Raw genomic sequence first — 13,385 nt, 5'->3', positions numbered from 1 at the left:
CCTGTGTGCCGCGCAGCTTCGGCGCGATTATCACCGCGATGGTGATCGTGGGCATCTCGGCGCGATCGGACGCTTCGCCGACCGGTGACCCGTTCATTGCGGCGCCCATTCCGACCCCAATATTTGCGGGCACCTGCTAGCGGGTGCCGGTACACCCAAGCGACTTGCATTCAGGGATGGGCTATTCCGCGGCAGTCCGAAGAGGCAGCGTCCAGGCATGATGTGCGTGTCGGCGCGGGGGATGTATCGACAGCGGGTACGGTCTCTATCCGCAAGCGATGAAGTTGTGTCACCGCGGACCTGTACCAGAGGCTGTGCAGGAGGGCTCACGCAATGTCGCAGCGTGTTTTGCTGCTCTGCAGCGCCGAGAACGGTCTTACCCGACGCGCGGCCGCCGCGCTGTGCAGGGCGGGACGGGTGGTTCGAACCGAAGTTGTCGCCGGTTCCGGTGCGATGGATGCCGCGGTCGCTCCCGCGGATTTCGATCTCATCATCTGCCCGTATCTGAAATCCGCTGTCCCCGAACACATCACCAGCCGCTGGACAACGCTGACCATCCATCCCGGTCCGGTCGGCGATCGTGGTCCGCACTCGCTGGATTGGGCGATAGCGAATGCCGAACCGAGGTGGGGCGTCACGGCGCTCACCGCGGTTTCGGAGATGGACGCGGGCCCGGTCTGGGCTTTTCGCACTTTCCCACTGCCCCACGGTTGCACCAAGAGCGCCATATACAACACAGTCGTCGCCGATGCTGCTGTGGAATGCATTCTCGAAGCCGCCGACAAGGCATCCGATCCCCGATACATACCGGTTGATCAAGTGGGTGCGCCGCGAGAAATTCGCGGCGCGCGCCCCAGGTCGGCGATGCGGCAATCCGACCGGGCCATCGACTGGGCCGGTGACGCCCACACGATCGCGCGCCGGATCAACGCCGCGGACGGTTCTCCGGGCGTGCTCACTACGCTGCACAGTCATCCCGTATACCTGCACGACGCCCATCCCGGGACGCGCATCGGCCGAATCGGCGAGCCTGGGACTATCGTCAGTCGCGCGTACCACCGCATCGAAATAGCTTGTGGCACAGACACACTCTGGATCGGACACCTCCGCGCGAAAACGGCGTCGGACGGCTGCAAAGGCCCCGCGACCAATGTGCTGCGCCGGATGCGCTACCCGATCCTGACCGTTCCGCAAAACACCGCTGCCACCTACCGTGACATCCACTACCGCCGCGAAGGCAGCAGCCCGATTGCGACCATCACCATCGACGCCTACAACGGCGCATTCGACACCAGTTTCTGCCTGCGTCTGGCCGACGCGATCCGTTTCGCGGGACGGCAAGGCACGGACGTGCTCGTAGTGCGCGGAACCGAAAGCAATCCGCACTGGTGCAACGGGATCCACCTCGGGGCCATCGAACATGCGGTCGACCCGGCCCGCGAAGGCTGGGCGAATATCACCGCGATCAATGCCGTGTGTCGCGCATTGCTGGAGTGCGCCTCGCAGGTCACCGTTGCCGCTCTCACCGGCTCGGCGGGTGCCGGCGGGGCGATGCTCGCCCTGGCCGCCGATGTTGTCGTGGCCCGACAGCGTGTCTTGCTGAATCCGCACTATGCGACGCTCGGACTCACCGGTTCCGAGCTACACACCTATACCCTGCCGCATCGGGTGGGGTCTGATCGTGCCCGTGCGCTGCTTACCGATTGTCCGAGCCTCGATACCGTCGAGGCGCACCGTGCGAATCTCATCGATCGTGTCGGCCCCGACCGCGAATTCGATTGCTGGCTCGACGACCTCGCCCGGGAGTACTGCCGCCCGACCGTGTGGGCTGCGGCCATGCGGGCCAAGCGGGCCCGGCTGAATATCGACCTGCCTCCCGGCCGTATAGACGCGATCCTGACCGAGGAACTGGCGCAGATGTCGGCTGATCTTTTCGGCGACCGCTACGGATTCGCGGCACGACGGCATGCCTTCCTCCGCAAAATCCCGAAACCCGCCTCGGTTCGAGTCCACCGCGAGGTCTGACGCCCGCGTTCAGCGCGTACCCTACCCAGTGGGGATCGCTCAGCTGGAACGAGTCGGTGCGGCGATGCCATGGCAGGATTAGTGCTTTCGGCGATCGAGGATGAACGTGTGACGTCGCTCGGTGCGGGTACGACCGAGGTGATGGCGGACCGCATCCGCGTTGCGCGAGTGGGTGAGTGATTATGAAGACGAGATCGCCGGAGACGGTGACATGCCGGGGATGTCAGTGCTGGTGGCCACTGAGCGCGCACAATGTCTGCCATTGTTCCCAATGCCATCAGACGTTCACCGGTGACAAGGCTGCGACGCGGCACTTGGTTGTGGACTATCGCCACAAACCGCATGTCATCTGTCGAACACCGGAGAGCGTCGGCCTTGTTGATGCCGGACGCGATTACCCCTGCTGGGGCTTGCCGCAGAATTAGCGACCACTCCGGCGGCTGGAAGACCGTCCCGAACGCGGACCATTCTCACCGGGATTCGCGCATTGAGTTGTGAAATGCTTTGCGCGCCAGCAGTATTGGGAAGCCGTAACGCAGCCGGGCAACTACAGGCGGTTCAGTCGTGCGAAACGGCGACCGGACGCGATGCTCGGGCTGACCGAGGACTTCGCAAAGGCATCACCGACGCCGCCTGGCAGCACCGCCTCCGCGGGGTGACCTGACCCGGTGCGTCGGCCGGTGTATTCGATCATCAGCCATCCCAGCCCTGCGCGATAGAGCAGGGTCGGTGCCCCGACGACCCGCTGGGCGAGGCGCGGTGGCCTTCGTGTCAGGGGTTGGTTTCGTGCGTGATTCGGGTCAGCGCCCGACATCTGGTTCATCGGTCTGAAGTCCCGCGCTTGGGCTCGTTCGAAGACTGCTGTTCAAGGCCGAATTAGTTTGAGAGCAGCCAGGGGCCGGTGATCGTCAATTGTCAAGTACCCTGCTTGCCAGCGAGCACGGTCAGGTGGGTATATCGCTGTGGATCACGCGGAGATTGGGGTTGCCAGGATCTCGCCCGATGCACTTCATGTGAGTGGCGGATCGTCCGAGCCGCCCATCGCGCGGATTCGGAACGCGCCGGGCGTCTCGTTCGTGCGCTGCCGGAAGAATCGGGTGAAAGTGCGAGCATCGGGCAGGCCGACCCGGGCTCCTACGACGGCCAAGGGCAGATCGGTATGCACCAGGAGGCGTTTGGCCTCCAATATGATGCGGTCGTCGATGTAATGCTTGGCGCCACGACCGGTGGCGTTCACGGTCGCGCGGGTGAGGGTGCGCACGCTGTAGCCAAGGCGGCGGGCGTAGTCCTGAACCCGGTGGACGCGGGCAAAATCTCGCTCCACTGCGGCGCGGAAGTGGGCAAATACCTCGCCTCCGGCGGGGCGGCCGTCCGGTTCGTCGTGCATGTGGGCCAGTCGCAGGATCAGCGCTGTGAGTAGATGCCGGGTGATTTCGACATGCACGGCGTGCGGTACATCGGTGCGGCGCAGATATTCGGCGGCCAGTAGTGCCAATGTCGTATCGAGTGCCTCCCGGTCTGCCGGGGCAGGACGCAGCGGCTGCGGAGGACCGGGCAGGTCGGCCTGCACGGAGGCCACGGTCGCGGAGTCGAGGAACCCAGGCGGGAAGAACACCACAGTGCCGCTGGCGGTTTCCAAATCCCGGCGGAATTCGTGAGTCTGTCCGGGCCGCACCCACAGCCAGTCACCAGGCTCCAACACGCAGTCGGTGAGATCTACCGAATGCCGAAGCTGTCCGGTCTCCAGCGCGATCAGGTGGTGAAACCGCGGTCGTGTCGGCCGATAGGGGTTCACTCCGTGCACGGCCGCGCGCTCGCGAAGTTGCTGGAAATCGCAGATCTCAATCCCCTGTGGTGTACCGAGCGAGGGATAGAAGGGGACCTCGACCACTCGGTGGGGTCCGTTGCGATTATGTCCGTTTTTGCCCATAGCCTGTCTTAAGACTAACCAATTCGTGCTGGTCAGCCCCCTACCGTTGAGATATCGGAGCGACAGTCTATCCGAGATTGTCACAGCATTCCGCTTGCGAAGGAGGTGCGGCGTGCGACTGATTGTCGGCATGACCGGTGCGACCGGTGCGATCCTCGGTCTCCGGCTGCTGGAGAACCTGGCGAGGCTGCCTGAAGTCGAAACTCATCTGGTGCTCAGCCGCTGGGCCCGCGTGACCATTGAAAGCGAGACCGGGCACAGCGCCCGCGAGGTGAGCGCGCTCGCCGATGTGGTGCACAACCCGGAGGATCAGGGCGCGACCATTTCTTCCGGTTCGTTCCGCACTGACGGCATGGTGATCGTGCCGTGCTCGATGAAGACTCTGGCAGGCATCCGCACCGGATATGCCGAGGGTCTGGTGCCACGCGCGGCAGACGTGATCCTCAAGGAACGCCGGCCGCTGGTGCTGGTGCCACGGGAGACACCGCTGTCGGATATCCATCTGGAGAACATGCTGGCACTCTCGCGTATGGGCGCGCGAATTGTGCCGCCGATGCCTGCCTTCTACAACCACCCGCGAACCGTCGACGACATCGTCGATCACGTGGTCGCACGGGTGCTCGATCAATTCGATCTGCCCGCACCCGCCGCGCGGCGGTGGGCAGGACTGCGCGCCGAACGCGCTGCCCGGCAACCGGTTCCGGCCGGTCGCTGACACCTACAGGGACTCACTGGAAGAGATCGGAAAGGAACTCGACGAGATGGCACACGACGACCTACGCAGCTTCTTGGATTGCCTGGAGAAGGAAGGGCAACTGTTGCGGATCACCGAGGAGGTGTCGCCCGAACCGGATGTGGCAGCTGCCGCGAATGCGGCCTGTCGGCTCGGCGACAACGCTCCCGCATTGTATTTCGACAACATCACCGGATTCACCGACGCGCGCATCGCCATGAACGTGCACGGCTCCTGGGCCAATCACGCTCTGGCGCTGGGACTTCCGAAGAACTCAGGGACCCGGGAGCAGGTCGAGGAATTCATCGGGCGCTGGGCGAAGTTCCCTGTGCGGCCCGAATGGCGGGACAACCCTCCCTGGGCGGAGAACTCAATGGAGGGCGAGGGCGTCGACATCTTTCAAGTGCTGCCGCTGGTGCGGCTCAATGACGGCGACGGCGGGTTCTACCTGGACAAGGCCGCGGTTGTATCCAGGGATCCCGAGGACCCGGAGAACAGCGACAAGCAGAACGTGGGTATCTACCGCATCGAGGTGAAAGGCAAGCGCAAGCTGGCCATGCAGCCGGTGCCGATGCACGATATCGCGTTGCAGTTGCGTAAGGCCGAAGAGGTCGGCGAGGACCTGCCAGTAGCCATCACCCTGGGCAATGAGCCGGTGATCTCGATCGTCGCGTCCACCCCGATGCGATACGACGAGAACGAATACGAGTTGGCTGGCGCGCTGCGTGGCGCTCCTGCGCCGATCGCCGAAGCGCCGTTGACGGGACTGCCGGTGCCGTGGGGATCGGAGGTCGTCATCGAGGGGGTGATCGAGGGACGCAAGCGTGAAATCGAGGGCCCCTTCGGCGAATTCACCGGCCACTACTCAGGTGGCCGCAATATGACAGTCATCCGGATCGACCGGATTTCCTACCGCACGGACCCAATCTTCGAGCACCTTTACATCGGTATGCCATGGACTGAGGTGGACTACCTGATCGCCGCCAATACCTGTGTGCCGATCTATCAGCAGCTCAAAAAGGAGTTCCCGGAGGTGCAGGCGGTCAACGCCATGTACACGCACGGTCTGGTGGTGATCGTGTCGACGGAGAAGCGTTACGGTGGCTTCGCCAAGTCTGTCGGCCTGCGAGTGCTCACCCTCCCACACGGATTGGGTTATGCGGCAACGGTGATCGTCGTCGACGAGGATATCGACCCGTTCAACCTCCCGCAGGTGTTGTGGGCGCTGTCGGTCAAGATGAACCCTCGCGAGGACCTGGTGGTGGTGCCGAATCTGCCGGTGCTGGAGTTGGCTCCGCAGGCGCAGTCCCCGGGCATCGTCGACAAGTTGATCATCGATGCCACGACACCGGTGGCGCCAGACAATCGCGGCAATTACAGCACTCAGGTACACGATCTGCCCGAGGTCACCGAATGGGTGCAGCGCCTGCAGCAGATTGCCGGAAAGTGAACCAGCAGAAGGGAATTAAGACCATGACCAATCAGACTATCTGCCCACGTTGCGCATTCGAGGACATCGAGCACATCTTCTCATCGCCAGCACCCGGGAAATGGAATGTACTTCAGTGCCCGCAGTGTCTGTACATGTGGCGCACAAGTGAGCCTGCCCGTCGCACCGACCGTGACGCCTACCCGACCGAATTCATGATAACCGTCGAGGACATCCGGAATGCTTCCGAGGTCCCCGCGGTCCCTCCGTTGCGAACGAGGGCGTAGACAAATGGCTCAGTATCCACTCGACATCCTGGGTGAACTTACCGAATGCAATACACTCACGCTGGCCTACGCGGATGACAACGGGCCACAGGCATGCGCGGTCTTCTACGCCACTGCAGAGACCGGGACGTTGATCTTCGCAAGCTCGCGGCGGACCCGACACGGTCGAGCCATGGCAGTGCAAACGTCTGTCTCTGTTGCGTTCACAATTCAGCAGGACGGGCTGGCATGGACGGACATCCGTGGCGTACAGGGCACTGGCACCTGCTTGGCCGTGCCCGACAACCAGCGGGCGAGGGTCCAAGCCGCTTACCTCGGCCGGTTCGAGTTCGTTGCGCGGAACCCGAAGCTGACACAACAGCTGGACTCCGGTGACTTATGGGAGATCACGCCGAATTGGCTACGCCTGATCGACAATTCACGGGGGTTCGGTCACAAGACCGAATGGGCCGCAGATTGTCGAACCGATACCGCATCGAAGCCCGCAGCAGCGCTTCGTCGCTGAGCGCGCCGAGTTCGCTGGGCCGCTGGCTCATCGACTACGCCGAGACTGTTGCAGACCCGCAGCATCTCCCCGCCCGTGTACCGCAAGTATCTGGGGCTATATCCGCAATGACATCACCCCATTCTGCGGTGAAGACGCTCCGATCGATGCGGTGACTCAGGACAGCGACGCGGCGTGGATCGTATTCCTGGAGCAAGGACAAGGGTAACGGGCCCAAGACGATCAAGAACAAGCACGGATTTCTCTCGGCCGGACGGCGTGCGGCCGTTGCGCGGCGCCCGGTCGCGCTGCTGCCGTTCAATCCGTGCAGCGGCATGCGGCTGCCCCCGGGTAACGGAAGCGAGATCGACATCTTCGACAACGAGTGGTGCGAGTCGCTCGAGGAACTGATCATCGAACGGTGGCGTCCGCACGCCGAGTTCGGTCTGGTGTCGTTAGCGCGGCCCTCAGAGATAGGTGCCCTGCTCGTGCGCGATGTTCACCCGGTCACTGGCTTACCGATATCTGAGCCCTTTCACCCGCAAAGCGCTCTGGCGTGGTGCCGACCCGGAGGAGTTGATCGCCCGTTACCCCGCGGCGCTGAAGCCCCTGCGGCACAAGCACCTGACTCCGTACACGCTGCGGCATACAGGCATCTCCTGGAAATTACAGGACGGCGTACCGATCTTCGTGGTCTCCCGCGACGCCGGGCACGAATCGGTCACCGTCACCGACCGCATCTACGGCCACAACGACCGCCGCGCCAGCGAATCGGCGGCACAGGCGCTGCGCCAGATCGGAAAAGTCGTGGCGGCCTTCGACTGCAGCGTGCCGATGCTCGCCACCGTGAGTGGTGCCACCCGGGACCGGCGATATCGCGATCTCGCTCGCCCAACTCCTGCCCACCGCGGAACTGATGGTCGTCACGACACCTCAGCAGACGGCGGCCCGGATCGCCGAACGAGCGGCGCCGGGCTGGGCGCAGTCCGCCATCCCGCTTCGCCGTCACCGATCACGGATCGATCAGTCGATCGTTCCGGCCTGGCGCATCGGATCGGGAACGGATGGTTGCGGTTCTCCGCTGAGTTTCCGGAGTGTGGCGGTGCAGGCGTGAAGCTCGTCGAGCGACACTCCAGCGGCCTCGGCGCGAAAGAACGATTGCAGCTGGCACAACGATTCCTGTTGTGCGGCAAGGCCTCGGGGGGTCACTTCGAGTCTGGTGACTCGACGGTCGGTAGATGACACCGCCCGCTGCAGCAGCCCGGCGGCGACGAGCTTCTCGACATCTGACGTAATCGTGCTCGGTAGCACGTTGAGGTATTCGATCAATAGCCCAGGGCGGTCGAGACCGGCATAGACGAGAAAGATGATGCCGAGGGCGCGTTCGGAGATCTCGTTGCTTCGCGCTACCGGCACAGTCAGGTTCGAGATCATCCGCCGGATGTCCGTCACGGCACCAAGGAGCTCGACGATATCTCTCTCGCTGGCAGCGCCAATGGTGTCGGTCACGTCTCAAACATACTCCACAATCTTAAATGTTCATTATCTGAACTATATTGAGGGTGTGGCGGATGAAGGCGTCAGCATGGTCTGGATCGCTGGTTAGCAGCGCGACCAGTTCGACATCCTCGCATCCAACCGCAGCCCCGCCGCGTCCACTCCGTGGATCGAGACAGGACGACACCGCTACCTGCCGAGACCGCAGTGCTCGTACCGGCACGGGAGACCGACATGGCATGCCAGTCGAGGTCGGCAGCATTCAGCGGTGGCCACGCGCCGGCACCACCCTGAGATCCTCGGACTTCAACCGCGGCAGCCGCACTACCTCTGCGCACCAGTGCCACTGACAGGCGAAGCCCGTGCTCAATAATATGAATATATAGTCATCCATGATGATGTCATCAAAATGGTTACTGCGGGCAGCGAACGGGAGAAGGTAGGTATGCCGGAACGCACCAACATACTGATCACAGGAGCCAGCTCGGGTTTGGGAGCGCAGATGGCTCGCGAATTCGCCGCCCGCGGAAGAAATCTCGCGTTGTGCGCGCGCCGCGTCGAACGACTCGAGCGGTTGCGGACCGACCTGCTGCGGTCTCATCCCGGCATCACCGTGACGGTCGCCGAGCTGGATGTGAACGACCACGACCAGGTATTTACGGTGTTTCATGAATTCGAGCGCGAGCTGGACGGCCTGGATCGGGTGATCGTCAACGCGGGCATGGGTAAGGGGCAGCCGATCGGCACCGGTCGTTTCGATGCCAATCTGCGGACCGCGAACACAAATTTCCTTGCGGCGCTAGCGCAGTGCGAAGCAGCGATGGAAATCTTCCGCGCTCAGAACCGCGGCCACCTCGTGATGATCTCGTCGATCAGTGCGTTGCGCGGGCTGCCGGGTTTCATGTCGATCTACTCTGCCACCAAGGCCGGCGCCGCAGTCCTGGCCGAGGCCATCCGCGCCGACGTTCTCACCTCACCCATCGCCGTCACCACCCTGTATCCCGGCTTCATCGAGTCGGAGCTGAGTGCTCGGGTCGGAAAGACGCCTCTGACGGTCTCCACCGAGAGCGGCGTGCGCGCCATGGTGAAAGCCATCGAACATGAGGCCGCCGAGGCGAAAGTTCCTGCCTGGCCATGGATTCCCATCGGCTTCGCGCTGCGTCACTTGCCGTTGCGCCTGGTCGCGAAGATGAGCTGACGACGGCGCCCGACGCTACTCGGAGTAGCCGGTCGCCGAGTGATCCGGTGGTGTGGTTCCGATTTCGGCGCTCAATGCGTCCCGTCGTATGCGACACGTTCCCATTGTTCATGATCGCGATCGATTCTGATATTTTCCTCAGATACGATTCTTATCACGGATTCGATTGGAAAGAGGGAACCGATGGCGGCACAGCCCGTGGTACGCAACCGCATCGACCGGCGTCGGGAGCGCACTCGCAGCGCACTGTTGGGTGCGGCGCGGAAGTTCTTGTCGGAGGGGCGTTCCGCGGTGAGTATTCAGGAGATCACCGACGCGGCCGATGTCGGGTTCGGGTCCTTCTACAACCACTTCACGTCCAAGGAAGAGCTTTTCGACGAGGCCGTCCGCTCGGTATTGCAGGTCTACAGCGAGATGCGCGATGCCATCGTGGCGCTGTATGAGGATCCGGCGGAGGTGTTCGCGGTGAGCTTCCGCATGACCGGCCGCCTGCAGCGTCAAATCCCCGAAGGTGTTCGCGTACTTCTGAATTCCGGCATGTCGGTGCTTCTGCGCGACGACGGCCTGGCCCCGCGCGCCCGCCGCGACATCATCGCTGCCCAGGAGGCAGGGCGGTTCGAGGCCATGGATCCGGACATGGCCATCATGGCCGCGGGTGGCGCACTGATGGGGCTGCTGCAAATGCTCGACGCGCGACCGGATGCCAACGCCGATGCGCTCACCGACGAGATGGCGTTCCATGTGCTGCGGATGTTCGGGATGAATAAACGGGCAGCGCAGAAGCTGAGCACTAACCTGCTGCCGCCACAGCCTCAGCTCTGACTTCCCGGCGTTCGGCCGCTGTTGCCCGAACGCCGGGAATGATACTCAGTTCGCGCCGCTGGCGCTCAGGTCGAGTGCGATGTCGACGATCATGTCTTCTTGTCCGCCGACCAGGCCGCGGCGTCCGGCCTCGGTCAATAGTGTGCGCACGTCCGTCGCCGTGGGCGACCTCCACCGCGTCGACTCCCGCGGCATCCAGCGCCGCCGCGACGGCGGCAACGTTTTTCGGCGTGATGCGGTGGCGCAATGCGTGCATACCATCGCGCAGCGTCACATCCTGCAAGAAGACTTCCGGCATTACACACTCTCCGGGATCGGCACCGAAACCGGTGCTGCGGCCAGGCGTTCGGCGACGCGCAGTGCGACCGAGGTCATGATGTCGAGATTTCCGGCATAGGACGGCAGATAGTGCGCCGCGCCTTCGACTTCGAGGATCTCACCGGCGCGCGCGCGGACTCCACGTCGTCGGGACCGATCAGGTCGCGCACCGGAGGAACTGGGACACCGAGGATGGCGGCACCTTCCAGGCGCTGGGTGGTGGTCTGCACGCCCATGGTCGTAGTCATCGAGCCCCCTCGAGGTGGCGGTCCGGGCTATCCAGTACCGGCAGTATCGAATCCGATGTTGTCGGGGCCGAACGAGCCGGCAGGGCGACCGAACCGCTGAGCTGCCGGAAGAGTTCGGCGATCAGTGGACCGCTACCGCCGGCCGCGGCGATTCCGAAAACGAACCTGTCGGGGCGGAGCAGCAGCACACCTCCGGTGCCGACGCCGGCCTTGGTGAACCAGCGGGTCAGTGCGCCGGTGTGGTCCTCGATGTCGGCATAGTCCGCGCCGGTGGTGCGGCCCTCGCCCGGTGAGCCTTGTGGTCGCCCGCCGATCGGGTACACGGTGACGAAACGCGTGCCCAGCGCCCGCAAGGCGGCCAGGTCTTCGGCGCCGAGCTCGATGCGGGGGTCAACGCCATAGCCGATCAACGGCGTCGACGCGGTACGCCTGCTCGGCCGATCGCTGTCCACCGACGCCGGGAGAGCGATTCCGGACCCGGTGTGGGCGCTTTGTCAGCCGCCACGGAATAGGCCCGCCGGCTCCGACGGCACTGCACGACCCAGCCGAACCGCAGTGTTGACCGCATCGTTGCGAGCTGCCGCCATAGTGTGGAGGGCCGGGCGCACCGACTCGCCGCTGGTCGGTCCGTTCCAGGCGCCGCGATCACCCCTCAATTCCGCCGATGCCGGTCCGGATCGTCGGGTCTGCGCCGCGTCGATCGAGCTGGACCGGATCAAGCGGCTGTCGAGGCTGAGCGAGACCACGGTCAACGATGTCGTTCTCACGGCGTGCTCCGCCGCGCTGCGCCGGTATCTGCTCGACATCGATGGTCTGCCCGCGAGCCCGTTGGTGATCGGATGCCCAACCTCCATCGCTCCGCCGGCGGGATCGTCGGCCAGCTCGGTGGGCATCATGTTCGTCGACTCAGCCACCGACCGGGCCGATCCCGGCGTCCGGCTGTCGGTGATCTCCCGGTCGACGAGAGCGGCGAAATCCCATCTGGCGACCCTGCCGCACGAGGCCCTGGTGAGCCACTCGATCCTCGCCATGGCACCGCACACGCTCCGGCAACTCGTCCCCGGCGCGGTCGGACGCCTCGCGCCGATGTTCAACTTGATCGTCTCGAATGTCCCGGGCCCGGACCGGCCCTGCTACCTCGCCGGAGCACGGATGGTCGGGCTGTACCCGCTGTCACTGGTGTTCAAAGGCGAGGCGCTCAACATCACCGCGGTGTCCTACGACGGGCGGATGCACCTGGGATTCACCGCAAGCGGAACTGCGCTCCCCATGGTCCATCGCTTTGCTCGCTATCTCGAAGACTCGATCAACGAACTCGAAAACCACTACACCGCAGTAATTCCCGATCGACCTCGTCCCGCGTGAATGAACCTCCGAGCCCGTCGTCTGATCGACGGTGGTGTCATTCGGTGCGGATGACGGCGACTGAGCGCTCGACCGTGTAGGCGTGGGCCGCGGTGAGCACTCGGGCCTGATCGTCGATGACGGCCGAGACCCCTGGTGAGGCGAGCAACTCCGTCAGGTGGTCGCGGCTGCTCGCGCCGATCACGAGCGCACCGTGGTACCGGCGGTGGGTCGGATTGTCATGGGAGACACCGGGAGTCAGGTGGGCCAGTGGGGTGTACGGCAGAAATGTGTACGTCCTGAGATCGCGGGCGCCCGCCGTGTACAGGGCCGGACCGAGTTCCTCGTGGATGAAGCGGCGGAAGGCACGGCCACTCACACCCCGGCGTCGCCGCAGCAGAACGGCAGTCCGATGCGCCACGGCATCATCGTGGCCAGTGGTCCACCACCGTCCACCGCGCGGGCCGGTCAGGTGGCCGAGGACTCGCTGGAAAACGTTCTGCTCGTCGAGGAAGACACCCGGCATGTGCATCGGCGTGGTCAAGGCCGCGACGGTCAGACTACGCAGCCGCACCTCGGCGAACCCGTCCACTCGCCACGTCGGAGCAGTCAGAGTCCCGACCCGTGGCGTCACCGGCCAGTATCCGTGGTCGGCGGTTGAGAACTGACGCTGGATGTACTCGCGGATGTACGGATGCCGCCCGACGACTTCGGCATGCGGCCCGGCCCAGTAGGCCGTGGCGATCTCGCGCGGCATGTCGTCGCGCAACGACACCGGATACAACGCGGAGCTCGTATGCAGGAAACCTGTCATCGTCGAGCCTCCTTATCGGCCAGGTCCAGCACCTCGGCGAATCGGCCACCGCGCGTCAACGTCCGCTCGCTCAGCGGAGACCAGATCCCGCGCAATACCTCGAGCGCTCGCCACCTCGCCGGAAACACCAGCGTATCGGTGCCCGTCACCATCGCCGCAGCCATCGCTGCTCCATAAGGTTGTAGGTGTTCAGGGCCGGACGCTCTGGATGCCCAGGGCGGCGGGGTGTGGCTGATCGCTGCTTGCCGTTGGGTGG

The 13,385-nt window shown here is 64.1% G+C and carries 14 protein-coding genes and 2 pseudogenes; 8 read left to right on the top strand and 8 right to left on the bottom strand.

Features of this window, described 5'->3' with window-relative positions:
- Nucleotides 1–333: 333 nt before the first annotated feature.
- Complete coding sequence (locus tag AB0L58_RS25490; RefSeq protein ID WP_364390186.1) at nucleotides 334–2,025, top strand: enoyl-CoA hydratase-related protein; 1,692 nt, start codon at nucleotides 334–336, stop codon at nucleotides 2,023–2,025.
- 1,009 nt (nucleotides 2,026–3,034) lie between these two features.
- Here the strand turns inward: AB0L58_RS25490 and AB0L58_RS25485 are convergent.
- Nucleotides 3,035–4,039, bottom strand: a complete 1,005-nt coding sequence (locus AB0L58_RS25485; protein ID WP_364390185.1) for a helix-turn-helix domain-containing protein — start codon at nucleotides 4,037–4,039, stop codon at nucleotides 3,035–3,037.
- 28 nt (nucleotides 4,040–4,067) lie between these two features.
- Between AB0L58_RS25485 and AB0L58_RS25480 the strand changes: the two genes are divergently transcribed.
- The 4 genes and pseudogenes from AB0L58_RS25480 to AB0L58_RS25465 all read left to right on the top strand — a co-directional run.
- Complete coding sequence (locus tag AB0L58_RS25480; RefSeq protein WP_364390183.1) at nucleotides 4,068–4,670, top strand: non-oxidative hydroxyarylic acid decarboxylases subunit B; 603 nt, start codon at nucleotides 4,068–4,070, stop codon at nucleotides 4,668–4,670.
- A gap of 46 nt (nucleotides 4,671–4,716) precedes the next feature.
- Nucleotides 4,717–6,138 carry a non-oxidative hydroxyarylic acid decarboxylases subunit C gene (locus AB0L58_RS25475; protein ID WP_364390181.1) on the top strand — a complete coding sequence of 474 codons (1,422 nt, stop codon included), beginning with the start codon at nucleotides 4,717–4,719 and terminating at the stop codon, nucleotides 6,136–6,138.
- Nucleotides 6,102–6,404 (top strand): non-oxidative hydroxyarylic acid decarboxylases subunit D, encoded by a 303-nt coding sequence (locus AB0L58_RS25470; RefSeq protein WP_364390179.1) that lies wholly within the window; start codon nucleotides 6,102–6,104, stop codon nucleotides 6,402–6,404. The genes AB0L58_RS25475 and AB0L58_RS25470 overlap by 37 nt, the downstream gene beginning before the upstream one ends.
- A 1,337-nt stretch (nucleotides 6,405–7,741) precedes the next feature.
- Nucleotides 7,742–7,855: pseudogene (locus AB0L58_RS25465) on the top strand (P-loop NTPase); the annotation flags it as partial.
- Between the two features lie 56 nt (nucleotides 7,856–7,911).
- Here AB0L58_RS25465 and AB0L58_RS25460 read toward each other — a convergent pair.
- A complete protein-coding gene (locus AB0L58_RS25460; protein WP_364390178.1) occupies nucleotides 7,912–8,397 on the bottom strand; it encodes a MarR family winged helix-turn-helix transcriptional regulator in 486 nt (161 codons plus the stop codon).
- A gap of 433 nt (nucleotides 8,398–8,830) precedes the next feature.
- Here AB0L58_RS25460 and AB0L58_RS25455 point away from each other — a divergent pair, with 433 nt between their 5' ends.
- Together AB0L58_RS25455 and AB0L58_RS25450 are read left to right on the top strand one after the other, a co-directional pair.
- On the top strand, nucleotides 8,831–9,583 hold the full coding sequence (locus tag AB0L58_RS25455; protein WP_364390177.1) for an SDR family oxidoreductase: 753 nt from the start codon (nucleotides 8,831–8,833) through the stop codon (nucleotides 9,581–9,583).
- Between the two features lie 183 nt (nucleotides 9,584–9,766).
- Complete coding sequence (locus tag AB0L58_RS25450) at nucleotides 9,767–10,405, top strand: helix-turn-helix domain-containing protein (protein WP_364390175.1); 639 nt, start codon at nucleotides 9,767–9,769, stop codon at nucleotides 10,403–10,405.
- Nucleotides 10,406–10,450: 45 nt separating this feature from the next.
- Here the strand turns inward: AB0L58_RS25450 and AB0L58_RS25445 are convergent, their stop codons facing one another.
- The 4 genes and pseudogenes from AB0L58_RS25445 to AB0L58_RS25430 all read right to left on the bottom strand — a co-directional run bounded on the left by AB0L58_RS25445 (nucleotide 10,451) and on the right by AB0L58_RS25430 (nucleotide 11,423).
- The gene (locus AB0L58_RS25445) at nucleotides 10,451–10,600 is read right to left on the bottom strand and encodes a hypothetical protein (protein ID WP_364390174.1); all 150 of its coding nucleotides are present in this window, start codon (nucleotides 10,598–10,600) and stop codon (nucleotides 10,451–10,453) included.
- Nucleotides 10,551–10,703, bottom strand: a pseudogene (locus AB0L58_RS25440) (4-hydroxy-2-oxovalerate aldolase); the annotation flags it as partial. The gene AB0L58_RS25445 and the pseudogene AB0L58_RS25440, both read right to left, overlap by 50 nt.
- A 73-nt stretch (nucleotides 10,704–10,776) precedes the next feature.
- Nucleotides 10,777–10,971, bottom strand: a complete 195-nt coding sequence (locus AB0L58_RS25435; RefSeq protein WP_364390173.1) for a hypothetical protein — start codon at nucleotides 10,969–10,971, stop codon at nucleotides 10,777–10,779.
- Nucleotides 10,968–11,423, bottom strand: coding sequence for a hypothetical protein (locus AB0L58_RS25430; protein ID WP_364390171.1), 456 nt, complete (start codon nucleotides 11,421–11,423; stop codon nucleotides 10,968–10,970). The genes AB0L58_RS25435 and AB0L58_RS25430 overlap by 4 nt, the downstream gene beginning before the upstream one ends.
- Between AB0L58_RS25430 and AB0L58_RS25425 the strand changes: the two genes are divergently transcribed.
- Nucleotides 11,377–12,336 (top strand): WS/DGAT domain-containing protein, encoded by a 960-nt coding sequence (locus AB0L58_RS25425; protein WP_364390457.1) that lies wholly within the window; start codon nucleotides 11,377–11,379, stop codon nucleotides 12,334–12,336. The two genes, AB0L58_RS25430 and AB0L58_RS25425, sit on opposite strands and share 47 nt — an antisense overlap.
- 37 nt (nucleotides 12,337–12,373) lie before the next feature.
- Here AB0L58_RS25425 and AB0L58_RS25420 read toward each other — a convergent pair whose 3' ends face one another.
- Nucleotides 12,374–13,129 carry a hypothetical protein gene (locus AB0L58_RS25420; protein ID WP_364390170.1) on the bottom strand — a complete coding sequence of 252 codons (756 nt, stop codon included), beginning with the start codon at nucleotides 13,127–13,129 and terminating at the stop codon, nucleotides 12,374–12,376.
- Nucleotides 13,126–13,293, bottom strand: a complete 168-nt coding sequence (locus AB0L58_RS25415; RefSeq protein WP_364390169.1) for a hypothetical protein — start codon at nucleotides 13,291–13,293, stop codon at nucleotides 13,126–13,128. The genes AB0L58_RS25420 and AB0L58_RS25415 overlap by 4 nt, the downstream gene beginning before the upstream one ends.
- Nucleotides 13,294–13,385: the final 92 nt, after the last annotated feature.

Source organism: Nocardia sp. NPDC052112 (genome assembly GCF_040680135.1).
Classification (GTDB): Bacteria; Actinomycetota; Actinomycetes; order Mycobacteriales; family Mycobacteriaceae; genus Nocardia.
The sequence above is the reverse complement of the archived record's forward strand: the minus strand, read 5'-3'. Positions and strand labels throughout refer to the sequence as shown.

Excerpts from the sequence above, each read along its gene's own strand:
- AB0L58_RS25490 (WP_364390186.1), top strand. The coding sequence starts at position 334 with ATGTCGCAGCGTGTTTTGCTGCTCTGCAGCGCCGAGAACGGTCTTACC.
- AB0L58_RS25475 (WP_364390181.1), top strand. The coding sequence starts at position 4,717 with ATGGCACACGACGACCTACGCAGCTTCTTGGATTGCCTGGAGAAGGAA.
- AB0L58_RS25470 (WP_364390179.1), top strand. The coding sequence starts at position 6,102 with ATGGGTGCAGCGCCTGCAGCAGATTGCCGGAAAGTGAACCAGCAGAAG.
- AB0L58_RS25455 (WP_364390177.1), top strand. The coding sequence starts at position 8,831 with ATGCCGGAACGCACCAACATACTGATCACAGGAGCCAGCTCGGGTTTG.
- AB0L58_RS25450 (WP_364390175.1), top strand. The coding sequence starts at position 9,767 with ATGGCGGCACAGCCCGTGGTACGCAACCGCATCGACCGGCGTCGGGAG.
- AB0L58_RS25445 (WP_364390174.1), bottom strand. The coding sequence starts at position 10,600 with ATGCCGCGGGAGTCGACGCGGTGGAGGTCGCCCACGGCGACGGACGTG.
- AB0L58_RS25435 (WP_364390173.1), bottom strand. The coding sequence starts at position 10,971 with ATGACTACGACCATGGGCGTGCAGACCACCACCCAGCGCCTGGAAGGT.
- AB0L58_RS25420 (WP_364390170.1), bottom strand. The coding sequence starts at position 13,129 with ATGACAGGTTTCCTGCATACGAGCTCCGCGTTGTATCCGGTGTCGTTG.
- AB0L58_RS25415 (WP_364390169.1), bottom strand. The coding sequence starts at position 13,293 with ATGGCTGCGGCGATGGTGACGGGCACCGATACGCTGGTGTTTCCGGCG.